Below are 2759 nucleotides of genomic sequence, written 5' to 3'. Positions count from 1 at the left end.
CGTTTATTTAAAATGTAAAAAACGCGTTACCATAATGGTAACACGTTTGATTTTTGGAACCGTTTTTAGTTAGTAAGCGACTTAAAAACTTAGCTTTAATTTCAAGCTGTCTTAAACAGCACTGCGCTTTTCATCTTCAGCTTCACTACGCTCTAACATAGCATTTATAGGTTTTGACAAGGCTAATAGTATCAGAGCTGTTACTACTAAGAAAATAGCCATCGTGGTAAATAAACCAGGTAAACCGTCAATCGTATCGGCTGAGACATGACCGCCAAAGAAAGCTGCCACTAAGTTACCCAGTGCATATGAGGTAAAGAACAGCCCCATCATTTGACCTTGCATGCCCTTTGGCGCAAGTTTGGTCATTGAAGACAAACCTACCGGACTTAATGCCAACTCTCCAAGAGTTAGTAATAATAAACTACCGGTTAACCAAAGCGGCGACACTAATGTACCTGGATTACCCACGACCTGCTTGGCAGCCAAAATCATGACACCAAAACCTACTGCAGCCAGTAACATACCCATGGCAAACTTTGTCATACTATTTGGCTCTAGATTTCGCTCGCCCAGTTTTACCCAAATGATACTGACAATCGGCGCTAGCATAAGAATAAATATAGGGTTTAATGACTGAAACCAAATGCTTGGAACGGTAAAGCCCATCACGTTAAGATCAGTATAACGATCTGCAAATAAGTTAAACGAAGTGGGTTGTTGCTCAAAACTTGACCAGAACAAAGTTGAACCGATAATCAATAAAAAACATATGAGTAAACGGATTTTGTCCGACTTATCAAACTTTGGCGAGATGAACATCACTAAAAAGTACAATATCACCATGCCCGCAATGGTATAGGTCATATACTCGGCCACTATACTCGGGTTAAAGGGCATGATACCGGTAGCAATAAGTGCGATAAGCGCAACAAGGCCTACCATAAATATGCTGACCCAACGTCCAATATTATTATACTTGCTACTGGGGCGCTCCCATTCAGCGGTAATGCCCTTAGCACGTGCATAGCGAGCCAAGTTTTTGCGCGCGGCAAAACGATAAACGAGTAAGGAAATCAGCATCCCTATACCGCCAACCCCAAACCCGACATGCCACATTTGTTTTTCTTGAAAGATACCAACAATAAGGGCTGCAAACAGCGCACCAATATTGATACCCATATAAAATAAAGTAAAACCCCCATCTCGTCTTGCGTCCCCATCAGCGTATAAAGCGCCTACCATCACTGAGATACAGGTCTTGAATAACCCAACACCAAGTACAATGCATATTAGTCCTATAAAGAACATCGACATGCCTAAAAAGGTAGATAAGGCAATGCAAAGGTGTCCCAGAGCGATGATAATACTACCCCACCACAGAGCTCGCTCCTGACCCAACCAATTATCGGCAAGCCAGCCGCCTGGTACAGCTGCTAGGTACAAAAAGCCCCCGAATATACCATAGATAGCCGAAGCGGTGACATCGTCAAAGCCAAAACCGCCTTCACTAACCGCAGCCACCATAAACAACATTAATAAAGGGCGAATACTATAATAAGAAAAACGCTCCCACATTTCAGTAAAGAATAAAGATCGTAATGGCTGAGGGTGCCCCATAAAGCCATTGTCTATCGCTTGTAATTCAGCAGAAAACCTATCTCGTTTTGAATCTACACTACTCATAGCCTCAATTCCTTAGTTATATTACCGCTAAAGTTATATGACCGCTAGCACCTCTGCTATGAACTGATTAATAAGTTGTATCATCTTTACAAGCTCATAATTTATACAGTCATTGGCACAAGCCGTTACATTTGGTCATAGTCTTTATAAAATTCAGGTAAAGGATACCTTCTAATCTTTAAGTCCTGTTTCATTTAAAAACTGAGTATTGTTTCATGGGATGAATAAGCATTAAAGAAACAATTGGTAAAAATGCACAAAAAAACCCACTCTATCTTTTAGATAAAGCGGGATTAATAGTCTAAGATCCACTAGTAATGACAGTAATGAATTGCTATAAAACTATTTTCTTGGGGTAGCTAAAAATTATTTAATTCAAAACTACCACATTAAAACACTTAATAAAGCCAAGACTATTTAGCAGCATCAGCAGTTGGCTTAGCGGCATCTGTAGACTGGCTAGTATTACCAGTGTCTGCACGCTTCGCTTCGTCCGCTGCTACGTCTGTAGCCGTGGATTGAGAAGCAGTGGCATCCGATGACGCTTCAGGCGTTGCAGACGCCTCAGTAGCAGTAGGTGTCCCCATCGTCGCTGACTTACCTTCTAATGCTGCTGGCGTTGCGTCGCGTGCTGTAGCATCAGTTGTTGGTGCTTCTGATACTGTTGCGTCAGTTGCTGGTGCCTCTGTTGCAGCAGCAGGCTCTGTAGCTACAGGTTTAGCAGCCACATCCTTAGTCGGTTCTGCAACCACAGCTTCAGTTACTACATGATTACCTGCAGGGCGTAAAAACGCTGAGATACCAATAAGAAGTACAATAGCCAAAAACGCAGCAATACCTACTAGAGCGTAGGCCAATTCTTTCTTCGGTTTATTTTGGCTTGCATCTGCCATAGGTCACCTATCTGTATATTTGATAAAGATTTAAGAGGAGTGTGTCCTCTGCTATATAGTATTTGTGTCAGATAGTAGATTTCTACGTATCCTTTAATAACTCAGCTTCAGTACTATATTATTTAAGTACTATATTATTTAAGTACTATATTATTTAAGTACTATATTATTTAAGTACTA

General features: G+C 41.1%; 2 protein-coding genes. Both read right to left on the bottom strand.

What is annotated here, in order from left to right; translation table 11 throughout:
• Window positions 1-111: 111 nt before the first annotated feature.
• The gene (locus QZ265_RS08385) at window positions 112-1686 is read right to left on the bottom strand and encodes a peptide MFS transporter (protein ID WP_296405256.1); all 1575 of its coding nucleotides are present in this window, start codon (window positions 1684-1686) and stop codon (window positions 112-114) included.
• A 413-nt stretch (window positions 1687-2099) separates the two neighbouring features.
• A complete protein-coding gene (locus tag QZ265_RS08380; RefSeq protein ID WP_296405254.1) occupies window positions 2100-2579 on the bottom strand; it encodes a hypothetical protein in 480 nt (159 codons plus the stop codon).
• Between the last annotated feature and the right edge of the window lie 180 nt (window positions 2580-2759).

The sequence above is a fragment of the Psychrobacter sp. genome (assembly GCF_018260395.1).
Classification (GTDB): Bacteria; Pseudomonadota; Gammaproteobacteria; order Pseudomonadales; family Moraxellaceae; genus Psychrobacter.
Note: the sequence above shows the minus strand (reverse complement) of the source record. Positions and strands in the feature narration are given on the sequence as shown.

What these genes read in the sequence shown, in the direction of transcription:
- QZ265_RS08385 (WP_296405256.1), bottom strand. Translation starts at nt 1,686, where the DNA reads ATGAGTAGTGTAGATTCAAAACGAGATAGGTTTTCTGCTGAATTACAA.
- QZ265_RS08380 (WP_296405254.1), bottom strand. Translation starts at nt 2,579, where the DNA reads ATGGCAGATGCAAGCCAAAATAAACCGAAGAAAGAATTGGCCTACGCT.